This window comes from Tenacibaculum sp. Cn5-46, from assembly GCF_022347705.1.
GTDB classification, from domain to species: domain Bacteria; phylum Bacteroidota; class Bacteroidia; order Flavobacteriales; family Flavobacteriaceae; genus Polaribacter; species Polaribacter aiptasiae.
The window spans coordinates 239,895-255,187 of sequence record NZ_JAKRGD010000005.1 but is presented as its reverse complement, the minus strand read 5'-3'; the positions used below and the strand labels follow the sequence as shown (position 1 = coordinate 255,187).

Below are 15,293 nucleotides of genomic sequence, written 5' to 3'. Positions count from 1 at the left end.
ACTTTTATTCAATAAGAAGAATATGAGTGTGGATAATAACAATTTTAAAAGTCGAGTTTTATTATCTGTTCATAATCAATATATTGAATAAAAGTTACTTGTTTAATAAAATCTTTTAAAAGGATAAGCTTCCGTCGCATAAAAGACCTCCAGGCCCAGGAACTCCAAAGATTTGACAAAAACGAGAGGTGTTACAACAACCTGTACCACAATCTTCATGTGATTCACAAAATTTTCTACCTCCATTAATTTGTTTTTGCTCTAATTTATTTAAAGTTTTTCCTAGATTTAAAATTAATTTTTTCATGATTAGTATTTTAGAGATGTTATTTTATAGCAACACTAGGACATGCATTCCAACACTCTTCAATAGAAGAAACTTGCCCCACATATCTTCCGTTACAATAACAAGGAAAACTAGGGCCAATTGTACCTCCATTAATTTCAGTTTGTTCTACTTTGTTTAAAGTTTTACCTAGCTTTAAGATTGATTTTTTCATAATTAATATTTAAAGAATTACTTTTGCGGCGAACATTTAAAGACACTCACCTTTGTGTCTATTCTTCGCGAGAGAATTTTGTTCTAATTCAAAGCCCTTTTTTAGGGCTTTGCTTTTTTAAGTTATTTCTATGATACCGTTTTCAATGGTATAACAACTTGACTATTTTCTTCTAAGTCTTCTATAAAGAAGATTAAATCTGTTCTGTTGTATTCTTTTGGAAACGATTTTCCATTGATTAAAATTTCTGGAGTAAAATTGATTGCATTCTCCTTACACCAAACATTTTCTTTTTCTAATTCAGCAATATAGGTTGTAGCATCTGTACATGCTCCCCATTTTTGAATCCATACAGAAGGCTTTTCTCCACTATAAATCTCATCCATTGCTTGTAAACACTGCGGTGCTCCTTGTATATTATAAATTTCAAGTAAACGACTTGTGATTTTTACCACATCACTAGTACTGTCTTTAGTACTGATATTGAAACGGATGATTATTTTTACATTGTTTTGATACCTGTTTAAAATAGCATCTACATGTTCATGCACAGGCTTACAATGTCCACAAAATGGATTGGTAACAATTACGATTTCTAATCTTGAATTTGGGTTTCCAAAAACAATTTCTTTGCTATCGTTTAGTTGGGTGTTTAATTGTGGGGCTTTTTGTAATAAACTCTCAAATAAGGTATAGTTTCTTTTGAACTTTACATTTTCAATCTTTTCCTTTTTTAATTGATTCACATCTGTGATTAATGGCTTTATGTAGAACCAAGTTAACCAAGTAGCTACCGCTACAAAACCAAATAGCACAAGATCTGTAAGTATGAAATTACTGATATAAGTATTAGTTAACACAGGAACCAAAGCTTGTAACCATAGCACTCCAACTATAGTTAAACATAATAAACACCATTTTTTTACTACTGCATATTGATAGTATATTGAATATAGTGTAACTGGAATAGCTATTAAACTTATAGTATATGAAATAACAGGGTTTGTTATTTGAAGGAATGTTAAACTCGTTAACCCAATAAAATATAGAATACTAAAATCACTTAATTTATATCCTTTAATAATCTCAGCTCCTTTAGAGGTTAAAACAGCATCACAGTCCTTTTTGTCATCAGCTCCAGAACAAAAAGCATCACCAATAGAGGTTTTTAAACCTAACTCTTGTTTTACAATAGCAATACTAGTTACCAATCCTACAACAGAAAGTAATAAATAAGCAACTGTATATAAAGAAGGTGTACTTTGATAAACCATAAACAGTGCTAACAATGATAACGCTCCTAGTGCAAGAACGCTTGTTATATTTGAAGATGTTTTAGCAGAAGTACTTTCTTCTGTTTTTTCAACAGCAACAATAATTCCTGTAAACTTTTGAAGAAAATCACTTTCTGAAAGTTTTTCTTTTTTATTATCTGAATCATACAATGTATAATCCAGTTTTTTTCTTTCAACAACAATTAAGTCTTTAACTTTTTCTGTAGTTACTTGTGCTATAAAACAATCTGGTAATTGTAATAAGGTTTCTGTATTAACAGGTACATCGGCAGCAACATTTTCTATATTGAAGTGATCTAAAACACCAGTTATGGCATGTAAACTTGGATAAGAAGGATGACTTTGGATTTGAAATGATAATTCTTCTTTATCAAATGATATGCGATTTTTTTGTAATAATCTCTGTACTAAATTGATTAATGTGTCTTTCAAGGATTTTAAGGTCTTGTTGGTTATTTAAATAAAATGAGTTGTTAACGAAAGTAATTGAGAATGAAGTGTATTTTAAGATTAATTCATATTTGATTGTAATTGTTTCATAACCGAAGAATTTAAATAATTATTTGCATTATGTTGTGTATGAATTCAATAGATTCTAAGAGTTGTAACTAAATATTAATAATATGGTCTTTATTAATATAATCTTAAAATGAAAAAGTGAATAGAGGAATTGGAGAGAAAATAATTAGCTTTGTTGTCTTGTACCCCGAACAATATGAAAAGAAAAATAATAATAATATGTTGCTTAATAGTTATTTCATGTAAGAAAACTCAAGAAAAAGTTTTACCAAAATCACCTAGTTTTTTTAATAATAAAATAAAAAGAAGTATTCCTAAAGATTCGTTAGAACTTTATTTAAATCTATTGAAGAGTATTCCTAAAGGTAATTTATCCGATTCATTAAAAGCTGAGTTTTATTATACTTCTGGAAAATATGATATTCGTTTAAAAGAGTACGATTCAGCGATAAGTAATTTTAATAAAGCAACCTCTTTCTCAGAAAGTAAAATAAAATCCAATAGAGAAGTTTTATATTTTAGAGCTTTAAGACAAACGTATTTTACGTACAAAAATGATTATTTAAATGGAGAAGGAGTAAATGAAAAGCTACTATCTCTATTAGATAACAAAGATTATAAGAATAAAGCCTATGTGTATTATTTTAAACAAATTGTTAAAGCAAAATTAAAACAATTTAAAGAGGCGTTAATAGCAAGTGATTCAGCTACGACAATGCTTTTAAAAGTAGGAGACACAACTAATTATGTAATGGCGAAGATAGGAAGATCTACCATTCTTAGCAGTTTAAATGAACAGAATAAAGCCATTGAGGAATTAAAAAAGACCCTTAAGTATGAGGATAATTTGAAAACAGCAGCAAGGTATGAACTATATGGAGCATTAGGTTTTTATTATTATAATAATGATTTATTTCATAAAGGGATTTCTGCATTTGAAAAGGCGTTAGCTTTTTCGAAAAATTTACCATCTTATTTAACTAAAACTAGACAAGCTAACAGTTATTTAAATTTATCTAAATCGTTTATAAGATTAAAAAAACTTGATTTAGCTCAAAAATATATTGACTCTATTTATGATTTAGGTATAGAGGACATTGGTTTTACAAATCAAAGAAGTGTTTTGAAAACTAACTTGGAAATTTTATCAAAAAGAGGAAAAGGTATAGATGAAGTTTTAGCACAATTAGATTCAATAAATGATTTTCAAGAGAAAAGCTATGCAAATAGGATGAATAGTGAGTTAGAAGCTTTAAAAAAATCTCATCAAAAAGAAATAATCTCTGAAAAGGCTAGGGAAGAGGCAGAAATTAAAAGCCTTAAACTAGAAAGAAATCAATATATATTGACCTTGTTATTATTAATAGCTATTGTAACAGGAGTATTAATTTTGAACTTGTACAGGCAAAGAAGATTTAAAATAGAGCAACAGAATTTTTTATTACAACAGCGATTATTACGTTCTCAAATGAATCCCCATTTTACGTTTAACAGTTTAAGTCTAATAAAAAATACGATAGAAGAAGATAGCGAGAAGTCAATAAGATATATTCAAAAGTTTTCTAAGCTATTAAGATCTATATTTCAAAATTCAACAAAAAATTATGTGCCTATTGAAGATGAATTAGAGTCATTGCAGAATTATATAGAATTACAACAGTTTAGATTTCCAGAGAGATTTGATTATAGAATTGAAAATAAGATTGACACTGAAGATGAAATTTTAATTCCACCGATGCTGTTACAACCCTTTGTAGAAAATGCAATCATTCATGGATTTAGAAAGAGTGACTCAATAGGAAGTCTTTTAATTCAGCTTCAACTTTCTAAAAAGTATATTAATTGTGTTATTGACGATGATGGAGTTGGTATAGATGAAAATAATATTGACAATAGATCATCAGTTAAATTAATAGATGAGTTTTTAAGAAAAATGACAGGTAAAGGAATTGTTATTTTGAATAAAAATACAGTGGCGAAAAAAAATAAAGAAACAGGTACTAGAGTAGAATTAAAAATCCCATATAATATATTTTAAGCATGTTAAAAGCACTAATTGTAGAAGATGAAAGGCACGTAAGAGAAAATTTGAAAAAAAGGGTATTCCAAGATTTTCAAAATGAAATATCTATTGTTGATGAAGCTATTTCAGTAAAAGAAGGAATAGAAAAAATAAAAAGGTACAAACCTCAATTAGTTTTTATGGATATTGATCTTGGAGATGGTACAAGCTTTGATATTTTATCCTCTTTAGATGAAATTAAGTTTAAAATAATTTTTATTACTGGTTTTGACTCGCATGCTATAAAGGCTATTAGATTAGGAGCTTTAGATTATTTATTAAAGCCTATAGATGAAGATGAATTTAAAGAAGCAGTAAGTAAGGCAATAGATACTGTAGAAAAAGAAAGCACTAATGGGAGTTCTATAAATATTGCCAACCATTATTATAGAGAAGGAGAGCATCGTAAGATTGTTTTAAAGACTTTAGATACTCAACATTTAGTTTCTTTTGAAGATATTCTCTTTTGTAAGTCAGAAGGGAATTATACAACATTTTATCTTTTTGAAGAGAAAATAGTTATTTCTAAACCAATGAAAAAAGTTGAAGAGTTACTTGATAAACAACGATTTATTAAGTGTCATCAATCATTTGTCGTAAATAAAGCATATATAACAAAATATACAAATGATGGATTTTTAATAACTAAAACAGGTGAACAAATTCCAGTTGCTACGAGAAGAAAAGATATGGTTTTAAAAACATTGTTTTAAGAAAATAAAAACGAATTTGAATTTATTGCAAGCGAATTTGAACTGTTTGGTTTAACTTAATATATCGAATGTATTTTTGAGGAAATAATCAAAAAAAAAAGAATATGAAGTTTTTAAAACTGCTTTTTTTTGTATTAGTTGTTTGTATTTCTTGTAACGTAAATAATGAAGAAATAGAAATAATTGAAAAAGAACAAAATAGGGCAAACAGAAGTAATTTAAAGCCTTTTCAAGCTTTCAATAATCAGGAAGTAGAACAATTAATGTTTATGACATCTTTTTTAATAGGTAAAACGCTTATTGAAAATGAGGCTGCAAGGGATTATTTTTATAATCTTATTGCAGATTCTAGTATAACAGAAATAAGGTTGTCTGATATTATGGATGATAATGTTATTGATTCAAATCCATTTGAAATAGAGTTTCATAAACAGTTTAATAAATATAATTACCATAGGAATCCACAATCTGGTGATACAGACCCTCCAACGTCCACAAGTTTAGATCCAGACCCTTTAAAGTGGGGAGGAATATTAGGAGAAAGAGTACTTTATCAATCATACCTTAATAAAATTATTAATTTAAATAATTGGGAGTTATACTTGCCTAATAAAAACACTGTATTAAGTAACGGACATACACTTACAGATTATTTCTTGAGGAATGATAAAGTTATTTGTTTGTGGAGACTTAATGAGAATATAAAAAAGATGTATAGTGATGGTCTTGTATTGTACACAGACGGTAGAGGAAGTTATTTGCCATTAAACTTTACATTATTGAATAATTTATCTTTTACGTTTATTTTGAGAGAAATTTAGACTAATAATAAATTTAATATTAAAGGGGTTAGTCAATTTTTAATTTATTGACTAAAAATTAAGAGCAACTTTTTTAAGTTGCTCTTTTAGATTATGAAGAGAGCTCTTTATTTAATAATATTTCTAAGTTGATAGAAAAAGCGCTCTATCAAACGTAAATCTTCGGTTACAATATTTGCAGTTCCTTTCATTTCTTGTCTGAAAGCTATTTTTTTATCATAAGTTGTTTTTAAGTCCTGAGGTAAGTTTACATCTATTAAATAGTTTCCTTGTTCGTTAGGTATTGGAGATATTGAATTGATAGTTCCATTTAATTCTCCAAATTCATCCGATGGATAGTTTAATAGTTTGATTTGAACCTTTTGACCTTTTTTTATTTTTCCTGAATTGGCAGCAGGAGCTTTTATCTTTCCTATAAACGAGTTGTCTTCTGTAGGAATTACAATAAAAATTAATTCTCCTGTTTTTACTGTTTGATTTTTATTCCAAAATGATAAAAAAGATACTTTTCCATTGATAGAAGAAGTTAATGCATATTGTTTCTCCCAATCTCTTATAGCCTTTTTTAAATGTAAGAATGATTGAATTGCCTTGTTTTTTAAACGGACATCGTTTTGTGTTTTCTTTATAGAGGTTCCTTGTAAGTTTTTTGCCGAATTACTAATCAATTCTCTAATTTGTGATATGGAAGTCTCTAAACCTTTATAAGCTTTTTCTGAAAGTAGATAATCTACTTCTTTTTGTTCTTTTTCTTTAGCAGAAATTACTCCTTCTTCATATAAACCTTTACTTCTTTCAAGGTCTTTTTTTTGGATTTCTAATTTTTTTTGATCTATTTTCTTTTGAGATATTAAAGTTACTAATCTCCCTTTTGCTTCTATTAATGAAGTTGTATTGGCAAAACTTTCAGATTTGAAAGGTGTTAGTTTTTCATTTAAAAGATATTCTGTATAGTCGTTTTGAAATTGCGAAAAACTACTTGTAATGTCACCTAAAAGTAGAGGAGGAAGTTTTTCAATAGGAAAAGAAAATTTATCTTTATCTCTATTAATAGTATCTACAGTGTTTTTTAATAATAAAACATCTTTATAAGAAGCGCTATTTTCGATTACAGCTAGCACTTCATTTTTAGAAACATTTTTCCCTTCATTAGCTAAAAACACTTCAAATTGTCCTGTTGATTTAGCATATATTTTTTCAGGAGGAAATGATGTAGTAACCATAACCTCTGAGGTAATTACATCAGGGTATTTTACAAACCATGAGATGAATAAAAGCATAAGAATTAATGCTAAAAACAAAGTGTTTCCCCAACGTATCATCCAATTGGGTACTTGGCTTAATATCTCTTGTACTTCTTCACTACGAATTTCTATGTCTTCTATTTCTCTTGGCATATTTTTAGTTTTAAAAGAAGAGGAATACTAGTATTCCTCTTCATAAAAATTAGACTCCGATACCGTTTATATTACATGCTTCAATTGTAACTGTACATCCACCGTTTGTTGTTGGTACACAGCAATGACCTTCACAGGTAAATATTTTGTCTCCATTCATATCAATAGTGAATTCTGGTTTACATACTCCAGATACTTCTCCTCCACCATTAATTGCTTTTTGATCCGCTTTGTTTAAAATTTTTCCTAAGTTTAAAATTGATTTTTTCATAACTATATGATTTAATATTTATTTAAATCCTTGATCATTTAAAGACACTCAAGGTTTGTGTCTATTCCTCGCGAGAGAATATCTTTATATAATGTTATTTACCTAAGTCTAGTTGGTTTTTAACTAGGTGGTAATAGCTTCCTTTTAATTTTATAAGTTCTTCATGTGAACCTTTTTCTATAATATTTCCTTTGTCTAATACAACTATTTGATGTGCATTCTTTACTGTACTTAATCTGTGAGCAATTACTACAGCTGTTTTGTTAGCAAAAAATGTATTTAACTTCTCCATAATCACCTTCTCATTGTTAGCGTCTAAAGCTGAAGTTGCTTCATCAAAAAATAAAAACTTCGGATTTTTGTATACAGATCGTGCAATTAATAAACGTTGCTTTTGCCCTGTACTTAATCCATTTCCTTCACTACCTATTTTGGTATTGTATCCTAAAGGAAGTCCTTCTATATAATCTGAAATATTGGCTACATCAATGGCGTGAGCTAACTTTTCTTTATCTACATAATCTTCTCCTACAGCAATGTTTTTGGCAATAGAATCATTAAAAATGTATCCTTCTTGCATAACCACTCCTGAATTTCTTCTCCATTCCTTTTGTGAGATGTTCTTTAGATTGAAGTTATTAATCATAATATCTCCTTTGTCTACTTGATAAAAACCCAGTAATAATTTCATTAGTGTTGTTTTACCACTTCCACTAACTCCAACAATAGCGGTGGTTTTATTCGCTGGTATTTCTAGTGATAAATCTTTAAGTACTGGTTCTAATCCACCTGTGTATCTGAAAGAGATATTTTTTAATGTGATAGCAGCATTGTTTGGAATATTAGTTACTTTCTCATCGTTTGGATTTTCTTCATCTTCCATGTTGTGAATTTCTCCTAATCGATCAACTGATATTTGTGCATCTTGTACATCCCTCATAAAGTTAATTAGTTGAGTAATTGGTCCATTTAATTGTCCAACGATATAACTAATAGCCATCATCATACCTAAACTTATTTGACCGTCTATAACCAACTTTGCTGATAAAACTGTGATGAACATATTTTTAAGTTCATTAATAAAGTTAGAACCTACACTTTGTGTTTGCTCTAAGGCTAAACTCTTGGTAGCTACTTTAAATAAACGAGCTTGTACATATTCCCAATTCCAACGCATACGTCTTTCAGCATTGTGAAGTTTAATCTCCTGCATTCCATTGATAAGCTCAATCACTTTACTTTGCTCTTGACTTACTTGTGAAAAACGTTTGTAGTCTAATTCTTTTCGTTTTTTGAAAAAGAAAAGTACCCATCCAAAATATAAAACACTTCCTAGTACAAACACTCCAAATATTTGTAAGCTATAATATCCAAGTACTAAACTGAATATAATTAGGTTGAAAAAAGAGAATAATACGGTTAATGATGATGTAGTTAAGATTCTCTCAATACGTTTATGATCGTTGATTCTTTGTAATAAATCCCCAGTCATTCTTACATCAAAATAAGAAATAGGTAATTTCATTAGTTTGATAAAGAAATCGGATATCAAAGAAATATTGATTCTGGTACTTAAGTGTAATAAAATCCAACTTCGAATAATTTCTAAAGAAGCCTTTCCTATGAATAGGAATAGTTGAGCAAATAGAATAAGGTAAACAAAATTTAAATCTTGATTTTCAATACCAACATCAACAATACTTTGTGTTAAAAACGGTAGGATTAATTGTAATAAACTTCCAGCTAACAATCCTATAATTAGCTGTACAATAAATTTTTTGTATTTGAACAAGTATTTGAATATGAAAGAGAATCCAAATTTTTCGTCTTCTTCAAATTCTTCGCTATAAAACTTAGGAGTAGGTTCTACTAGTAGAACAATTCCTTCTTCAGTGTTTTCATCAGCATTATTACCTATCCAATGTTGTATGAACTCTTCTTTAGTAAAAGTAATGAGTCCATGAGCAGGATCGGATATATAAACGGTATCTTTTTTTATTTTATAAAGTACTACATAATGGTTTTTATTCCAATGTACAATACAAGGTAATGGTGCTTCTAATAATTTATTATAAGCAAGTTTTACCCCTAAAGATTTAAAACCTATAGATTCAACAGCTTCACTTAAACCTAATAAACTACTACCTTCTCTAGTGGTTTCACTTAAGCTTCTTAACTGTTGTGTGTTAATTGTTTTACCATAGTGTTTAGCTATGATTTTGATACATGTTGGCCCACAATCCTTGGCCTCAGTTTGTTTATAGTTTGGAAATTTTTTCAAAGAATATTTATAGTTGTTTGATTCCCTTAAGATAAAGTGTAATTACCTTAAGGGAATTTATTTTTATCTTTTAGTTACACTACACAAGTTCCAGATTGGCATGTTCCTGATCTTAAAACATGGGTTTTGATCCCAAATTCATCTATATAAAACGTTGGCATGTTGCTACAATTAGTGTCTGTCCAACAAGGACACCCAGGCATATGCTGAGTCTCATTTAAGCCATCACATATTGGATCATAATGTCTTCTTTGACTTCCTCCTTGAATTTGAGTTTGCTCCGCTTTTTTTAATACTTTTCCTAGTTTTAAGATTGTTTTTTTCATAATCAATATTTAAAAAATTATTTTGCGGCGAACATTTAAAGACACTCACCTTTGTGTCTATTCTTCGCGAGAGAATTTTGTTCTAATTCAAAGCCCTTTTTTAGGGCTTTGCTTTTTTAAGTTATTTCTATGATACCGTTTTCAATGGTATAACAACTTGACTATTTTCTTCTAAGTCTTCTATAAAGAAGATTAAATCTGTTCTGTTGTATTCTTTTGGAAACGATTTTCCATTGATTAAAATTTCTGGAGTAAAATTGATTGCATTCTCCTTACACCAAACATTTTCTTTTTCTAATTCAGTAATATAGGTTGTAGCATCTGTACACGCTCCCCATTTTTGAATCCATACAGAAGGCTTTTCTCCACTGTAAATCTCATCCATTGCTTGTAAACACTGTGGTGCTCCTTGTATATTATAAATTTCAAGTAAACGACTTGTGATTTTTACCACATCACTAGCACTGTCTTTAGTACTGATATTGAAACGGATGATTATTTTTACATTGTTTTGATACCTGTTTAAAATAGCATCTACATGTTCATGTACAGGCTTACAATGTCCACAAAAAGGATTGGTAACAATTACAATTTCTAATCTTGAATTTGGGTTTCCAAAAACAATTTCTTTGCTATCGTTTAATCGGGTGTTTAATTGTGGTGCTTTTTGTAATAAACTCTCAAATAAGGTATAGTTTCTTTTGAACTTTACATTTTCAATCTTCTCCTTTTTTAATTGATTCACATCAGTGATTAAAGGCTTTATGTAGAACCAAGTTAACCAAGTAGCTACTGCTACAAAACCAAATAGTACAAGATCTGTAAGTATAAAATTACTGATGTAAGTATTAGTTAACACAGGAGTCAAAGCTTGTAACCATAACACTCCAACTATAGTTAAACATAATAAACACCATTTTTTTACTACTGCATATTGATAGTATATTGAATATAATGTAACTGGAATAGCTATTAAACTTATAGTATATGAAATAACAGGATTTGTTATTTGAAGGAATGTTAAACTCGTTAACCCAATAAAATATAGAATACTAAAATCACTTAATTTATATCCTTTAATAATTTCAGCTCCTTTAGAGGTTAAAACAGCATCACAGTCCTTTTTATCATCAGCTCCAGAACAAAAAGCATCACCAATAGAGGTTTTTAAACCTAACTCTTGTTTTACAATAGCAATACTAGTTACCAATCCTACAACAGAAAGTAATAAATAAGCAACTGTATATAAAGAAGGAGTACTTTGATAAACCATAAACAGCGCTAACAATGATAAAGCTCCTAGTGCAAGAACGCTTGTTATATTTGAAGATGTTTTAGCAGAAGTACTTTCTTCTGTTTTTTCAACAGCAACAATAATTCCTGTAAACTTTTGAAGAAAATCACTTTCTGAAAGTTTTTCTTTTTTATTATCTGAATCATACAAGGTATAATCCAGTTTTTTTCTTTCAACTACAATTAAGTCTTTACCTTTTTCTGTAGTTACTTGTGCTATAAAGCAATCGGGTAATTGTAATAAGGTTTCTGTATTAACAGGTACATCGGCAGCAACATTTTCTATATTGAAGTGATCTAAAACACCAGTTATAGCATGTAAACTTGGATAAGAAGGATGACTTTGGATTTGAAATGATAGTTCTTCTTTATCAAATGATATGCGATTTTTTTGTAATAATCTCTGTACTAAATTGATTAATGTGTCTTTCAAAAGTTAAATTTTTTAATGTGGTATATAGCAATATTAAAAACAAAAGATTTGTTTTTGGAAATATATTAATTTTAATTAAAAAATATATGGTTGAGCGTAATTTGGATTTGTTTTTTTCATAGCAATTTTTTTAATCTAAACTTCTTCAATTTTATTTCATAACAAGATTCCCTTTATGACGATTTTTTCTTTTTTAGTGTTTTTTTAATACTGTTCCATACTTGATTGTTTGTTACCCATTTTTTTAAAATAAAATTAATTATTCTCTAGGAGCATTTCTCTTATCGCTAATTGTTGAGCAGCTAGTAGGAGGAGAAAAAGAAACAATATTAGTACAGTTCAATGCTAAAGCAATATCACTTTCAGTTATAATATTAGCATATGCACTAAGGTTTATACCACTTGTGCTATCAAGCTCATCGTCATCATCATCGCTACCTGCTTCTAAGCCAGCAGTTGGTATTGAATCAAAACCAGTGTCTTGAAAACGTAAAAGTTCAGCATAAGGATTTGAGGGACATGGGTCAATTTCTATAACCGGACTTCCAAAAATACCTGCAATACATGCTCTAGCATTATCTCTTTCACTGGCAGTAATTCCTGAGCTGTAAGTAACGGTAATTCTACTGTAAAGTTGTGTTTTTTTTACATTTACAGAATTTGTTTTTTTACTAGAGTAGTTGTCTTTATAGGTGAAATTAAAAGTAAACAGTGCTAATAAGACAAGTAATAAACTAAATTTAAAATTTTGTTTTTTCATAATGTAAAATATTTTGTTTTCTTACTCTTTTGTTCTTGATATTTAAAATTGTTACCCAGATTAAAGTAGGAAATCACAAAAATGATTAATGATTGATAAAAATGAAATTTAAAATTTAGTTTTTCTGTTTGTTTTTGAAAAAAAGAAGTACCAGTAAAATGCCTAATGAGCTATACAATAAATAATAAAAATATTTTGTTGTAAAAGTATTGTTAGTATCGCCAATCAAAATAAAGGAAGCCCAATAATATGGCGACTTTTCAGATAGCGAATGAGATTCTAAATAAGTTCTTTTGGCATTATTTAAAGCATCTATTTTAGATTGTTTGTTTTTTAAATTTTCGTAAAACTTCTTCATTAAAAAGGAAGTAGATGTGTCATTTACATTCCATAGAGAAGAAACAACTGTATTAGCCCCAGAATAAAAGAACCCTCTAGCTAAGCTTAATACACCTTCACCTTTTTTAATTTCACCTAAATTGGTTTCACAAGCACTTAAAACTACTAAGTCAGCATTGTTCTTGTAGGTGTATAGTTCGTGTAATTCAAGTTTTTGGTCATAAAAATCAATAGACGGATTGCCCTCAGAATTAGCATGTGTGGCTAGATGAATAATTTTTGATTGAGAACTTTGTTTTAAAAAGTTTTCTTTATTAGCATTTGAATTTGTGAAAACATCACCATTAATCAACTCATTGATATTTAGTACTTCTTGTTTCGAATGTTTTAAAGGAGCTTTTTTTGAGTTTTTAAATTCAATAGGGGCAAAGCCTACAAAATCATTTGTGTTTTTTCTTTGAATGGTAGAATTAAATTTTGAGAAAGAAATAGAATATACATAGCTAATATTACATGTTTCAATTAAATAATTTAATCCATTTTTATTCGTGTTTAAAGCTTCAAAAGGAACGTTTTCAAGATTGGTGTCTGGAATAATAGTAATGTTTTTATTTTGAAGATGCTCTCTAATTTCTTTTGAAGGAAATAGAAGTTCATATAGAGAATAAGCAACTTTATTAAAAGAGTCTAATTCGTTTTTTGTAGTAAGTGGCTTAGAAATAAGTGTTTTATAATTTTTTAATAAGTTTAAAACTTGTGGAGCTTTTTTAATTTTAAAAGAAATATTTTTCTTCTTAGATATTAATAGACCAAATAAAGTAGTTTTTTCTTTTCCATAATTCAAACTATTTAAGGCATAAGAGATTATAACTTCGTTGTCGGATAATTGCTCAGTAACTTGGTTTAAAGAAAGTATTTCTCGGTTTTTAGAATTTTTATACTGAGGGTATAATCTACTAACAGAATCTTTAAAGAAAGTATATTTCTCTTTTAAATTAAATAAGGAGTCTTTTATTTGATTATTAGTTTTATTACTTTCTAGTTTTAGAATGTTTTTTTTGAAAGTAAGATCTCTAGAAGTTATTTCTAATGGAAGTTTAAGATTTTTAAGATTTCTGTTAATTTCAGTGGTTAATAAAAAAGCTTTGTTTTTTTCTATAAACTCAAACATGATGGAAGGTTTATTGAGTAGAAAAGCGGCATTAATTCCTAGATCAAATATTTTTGAAACTTCTAATCTCCATAAAAATTTAGTTTCACTTTCTGTATTATAATTAATTAAAATTGTTGTTATTTTGTTAGCTAACCTGACTGTTTGTATAGTTTTATTTAAGAATGTTTTCTTTTTGGTTGTATTATAAAGTAGTACTAATATTTCTATTTTTGACTTCAGAGCTTGGATTATAGATCTTTTATCTTTTGTATTAATATACTTTTGAGTAGATAAAGTGTATATGTCTTCAATTTTTTCAATATTAAAATTATATTTTATAGAATTATTAATATTTTTTAGAGCTTTTTTAAATAACTTCTTTTTTTTATAAAAATTAGCTATGTTTCGATAAGTTTCAGAATAATCCAGTTTTAAAAAAGCATCATATATTAAACTTTTTTTTAAAAAATATAAACTACTGTCTTTATTTTTATTTAAATATAATTCTCCGATATTTAAATAGGTATTAGCTATGGTTATACTATCGTTTTCTATTAATGCATTTTTTAAATTATATAAATAATAATATTTAGCTTTTTTAAAGTTGTATTTATGCTTAAGAGAGTATAGGTTTGCAAAAGAGTTATATAAAGGATATTTTATATTGGATGGAACTGTATAGTTAGGAGTGTTTTTAATTATGCTGTCAGCTTTTTTAAGATAATGAATACCAATATCTGTACCTTCTTTTGAATCCATTTTGTTACAGTTATTTGATAGCCTAATACATTGGATTAGCATTGATCTATTTGTTCCATATTTTTCAATTAAAGGTAAGCCTTTTAAATAATAATCAACAGATTTATAAAAATCTCCTTTTCTAAAAAAGCATTCTCCTAATTTACAGTAGGATTGAGCAACTTTTAGAGGGTAAGCATTAGAGATTATAGCTTTTTTGTAAAACTCTATAGCTTTATTATATTGCTTTTTTTTATGATTAAGTAGACCTAAATTATATAAAGCATTGGTGTGATTTTTATTGATAAGATTTAAACTATCCAATGTTTTAACTTCTATTGTTCCGTATTTTATACCTAAATCATAGTTTTTCTTTTTTTTATAGAAAAAAT

General features: G+C 28.0%; 13 protein-coding genes. 3 read left to right on the top strand and 10 right to left on the bottom strand.

Annotated features, from left to right (window positions below; translation table 11 throughout):
• Window positions 1-115: 115 nt before the first annotated feature.
• The 3 genes from MHN29_RS11845 to MHN29_RS11835 all read right to left on the bottom strand — a co-directional run bounded on the left by MHN29_RS11845 (window position 116) and on the right by MHN29_RS11835 (window position 2,227).
• Complete coding sequence (locus tag MHN29_RS11845) at window positions 116-307, bottom strand: hypothetical protein (protein WP_235276122.1); 192 nt, start codon at window positions 305-307, stop codon at window positions 116-118.
• A gap of 19 nt (window positions 308-326) precedes the next feature.
• Window positions 327-500: a hypothetical protein gene (locus MHN29_RS11840; protein ID WP_235276121.1), complete on the bottom strand. Its 174-nt coding sequence runs from the start codon at window positions 498-500 to the stop codon at window positions 327-329.
• Window positions 501-628: 128 nt separating this feature from the next.
• Entirely contained in the window at window positions 629-2,227 is a 1,599-nt protein-coding gene (locus tag MHN29_RS11835; RefSeq protein ID WP_235276120.1) for a vitamin K epoxide reductase family protein, read from the bottom strand.
• Window positions 2,228-2,510: 283 nt separating this feature from the next.
• On the opposite strand from MHN29_RS11835, the gene MHN29_RS11830 reads away from it, so the two are divergent.
• From MHN29_RS11830 to MHN29_RS11820, 3 genes are all read left to right on the top strand, one after another.
• Entirely contained in the window at window positions 2,511-4,352 is a 1,842-nt protein-coding gene (locus tag MHN29_RS11830) for a histidine kinase (RefSeq protein ID WP_235276119.1), read from the top strand.
• A gap of 2 nt (window positions 4,353-4,354) precedes the next feature.
• Entirely contained in the window at window positions 4,355-5,089 is a 735-nt protein-coding gene (locus MHN29_RS11825) for a LytTR family DNA-binding domain-containing protein (protein WP_235276118.1), read from the top strand.
• 104 nt (window positions 5,090-5,193) lie between these two features.
• Complete coding sequence (locus tag MHN29_RS11820; RefSeq protein ID WP_235276117.1) at window positions 5,194-5,910, top strand: hypothetical protein; 717 nt, start codon at window positions 5,194-5,196, stop codon at window positions 5,908-5,910.
• A 107-nt stretch (window positions 5,911-6,017) separates the two neighbouring features.
• Here MHN29_RS11820 and MHN29_RS11815 read toward each other — a convergent pair whose 3' ends face one another.
• From MHN29_RS11815 to MHN29_RS11785, 7 genes are all read right to left on the bottom strand, one after another.
• On the bottom strand, window positions 6,018-7,307 hold the full coding sequence (locus tag MHN29_RS11815; RefSeq protein ID WP_235276116.1) for an HlyD family secretion protein: 1,290 nt from the start codon (window positions 7,305-7,307) through the stop codon (window positions 6,018-6,020).
• Between the two features lie 49 nt (window positions 7,308-7,356).
• On the bottom strand, window positions 7,357-7,578 hold the full coding sequence (locus tag MHN29_RS11810) for a hypothetical protein (RefSeq protein ID WP_235276115.1): 222 nt from the start codon (window positions 7,576-7,578) through the stop codon (window positions 7,357-7,359).
• A gap of 94 nt (window positions 7,579-7,672) precedes the next feature.
• Window positions 7,673-9,859: a peptidase domain-containing ABC transporter gene (locus tag MHN29_RS11805; protein ID WP_235275149.1), complete on the bottom strand. Its 2,187-nt coding sequence runs from the start codon at window positions 9,857-9,859 to the stop codon at window positions 7,673-7,675.
• Between the two features lie 74 nt (window positions 9,860-9,933).
• Window positions 9,934-10,185 carry a hypothetical protein gene (locus tag MHN29_RS11800; RefSeq protein ID WP_235275849.1) on the bottom strand — a complete coding sequence of 84 codons (252 nt, stop codon included), beginning with the start codon at window positions 10,183-10,185 and terminating at the stop codon, window positions 9,934-9,936.
• A 127-nt stretch (window positions 10,186-10,312) separates the two neighbouring features.
• On the bottom strand, window positions 10,313-11,911 hold the full coding sequence (locus MHN29_RS11795; protein ID WP_235275848.1) for a vitamin K epoxide reductase family protein: 1,599 nt from the start codon (window positions 11,909-11,911) through the stop codon (window positions 10,313-10,315).
• A 259-nt stretch (window positions 11,912-12,170) separates the two neighbouring features.
• A complete protein-coding gene (locus MHN29_RS11790) occupies window positions 12,171-12,671 on the bottom strand; it encodes a hypothetical protein (protein WP_235275847.1) in 501 nt (166 codons plus the stop codon).
• A gap of 115 nt (window positions 12,672-12,786) precedes the next feature.
• Window positions 12,787-15,225, bottom strand: coding sequence for a CHAT domain-containing protein (locus tag MHN29_RS11785; RefSeq protein WP_235275846.1), 2,439 nt, complete (start codon window positions 15,223-15,225; stop codon window positions 12,787-12,789).
• Window positions 15,226-15,293 lie beyond the last annotated feature (68 nt).

What these genes read in the sequence shown, in the direction of transcription:
- MHN29_RS11820 (WP_235276117.1), top strand. Translation starts at nt 5,194, where the DNA reads ATGAAGTTTTTAAAACTGCTTTTTTTTGTATTAGTTGTTTGTATTTCT.
- MHN29_RS11810 (WP_235276115.1), bottom strand. Translation starts at nt 7,578, where the DNA reads ATGAAAAAATCAATTTTAAACTTAGGAAAAATTTTAAACAAAGCGGAT.
- MHN29_RS11830 (WP_235276119.1), top strand. Translation starts at nt 2,511, where the DNA reads ATGAAAAGAAAAATAATAATAATATGTTGCTTAATAGTTATTTCATGT.
- MHN29_RS11790 (WP_235275847.1), bottom strand. Translation starts at nt 12,671, where the DNA reads ATGAAAAAACAAAATTTTAAATTTAGTTTATTACTTGTCTTATTAGCA.
- MHN29_RS11845 (WP_235276122.1), bottom strand. Translation starts at nt 307, where the DNA reads ATGAAAAAATTAATTTTAAATCTAGGAAAAACTTTAAATAAATTAGAG.
- MHN29_RS11800 (WP_235275849.1), bottom strand. Translation starts at nt 10,185, where the DNA reads ATGAAAAAAACAATCTTAAAACTAGGAAAAGTATTAAAAAAAGCGGAG.
- MHN29_RS11825 (WP_235276118.1), top strand. Translation starts at nt 4,355, where the DNA reads ATGTTAAAAGCACTAATTGTAGAAGATGAAAGGCACGTAAGAGAAAAT.
- MHN29_RS11840 (WP_235276121.1), bottom strand. Translation starts at nt 500, where the DNA reads ATGAAAAAATCAATCTTAAAGCTAGGTAAAACTTTAAACAAAGTAGAA.
- MHN29_RS11815 (WP_235276116.1), bottom strand. Translation starts at nt 7,307, where the DNA reads ATGCCAAGAGAAATAGAAGACATAGAAATTCGTAGTGAAGAAGTACAA.